This is a genomic window from Pseudomonas sp. NPDC088429 (genome assembly GCF_044753305.1).
GTDB lineage: Bacteria > Pseudomonadota > Gammaproteobacteria > Pseudomonadales > Pseudomonadaceae > Aquipseudomonas > Aquipseudomonas rustica.
This window is the reverse complement of record NZ_JBIVMX010000128.1, coordinates 3221-4266: the sequence shown is the minus strand read 5'-3', so window position 1 is coordinate 4266 and position 1046 is coordinate 3221. Positions and strand designations below refer to the sequence as shown.

Genomic DNA, 1046 nt, shown 5'->3' with positions numbered 1-1046 from the left:
GAAAGCCTTCAACCTGATACGGATTTGCTGATTTTGCATTGGATTTCAGACTCCGGCTGCTATTCCCACCGAGCGCAATACGCCCGTTAAAAGGAGGCGCAATTCTATAGACGCCCCATATAGGTGTCAACCCAATAAAAAAAGCCCCCGCTGAGCGGGGGCTTTTTCAAAGCATCAAGCAATCTCTATAAAAGAGAATTACGCGATGATTTTGGCTACGACGCCAGCGCCGACGGTACGACCGCCTTCACGGATAGCGAAACGCAGACCGTCTTCCATTGCGATGGTTTTGATCAGGGTAACAGTCATCTGAATGTTGTCACCTGGCATTACCATTTCAACGCCTTCTGGCAGCTCGCAGTTACCAGTCACGTCAGTAGTACGGAAGTAGAACTGTGGACGGTAGCCTTTGAAGAACGGAGTGTGACGACCGCCTTCTTCTTTGCTCAGAACGTAAACTTCTGCAGTGAACTTGGTGTGCGGCTTAACCGAACCCGGCTTAACCAGAACCTGACCACGCTCAACGTCGTCACGCTTGGTGCCACGCAGCAGAACGCCGCAGTTCTCGCCAGCACGACCTTCGTCGAGCAGCTTGCGGAACATTTCAACACCGGTGCAAGTAGTCACGGTGGTGTCACGCAGACCAACGATTTCCAGCGGATCTTGAACGCGAACGATACCGCGCTCGATACGACCAGTCACAACAGTACCGCGACCGGAGATCGAGAATACGTCTTCGATTGGCATCAGGAACGGCTTGTCAGTCACACGAACTGGTTCTGGGATGTAGCTGTCCAGAGTCTCAACCAGTTTCTTGACGGCAGTGGTGCCCATCTCGTTGTCGTCTTTGCCTTCCAGAGCCATACGAGCCGAACCGATGATGATTGGAGTGTCATCGCCCGGGAAGTCGTAGGTGGACAGCAGGTCGCGAACTTCCATCTCAACCAGTTCCAGCAGCTCAGCGTCGTCTACCAGGTCAGCCTTGTTCAGGAAAACCACGATGTACGGAACGCCTACCTGACGGGACAGCAGGATGTGCTCACGGG

General features: G+C 53.4%; 1 protein-coding gene. It reads right to left on the bottom strand.

Annotated features, from left to right (window positions below):
• Window positions 1-198: 198 nt before the first annotated feature.
• The coding region (locus tag ACIP66_RS28185; protein ID WP_400652510.1) for an elongation factor Tu at window positions 199-1046 on the bottom strand (848 nt) is incomplete at its 5' end.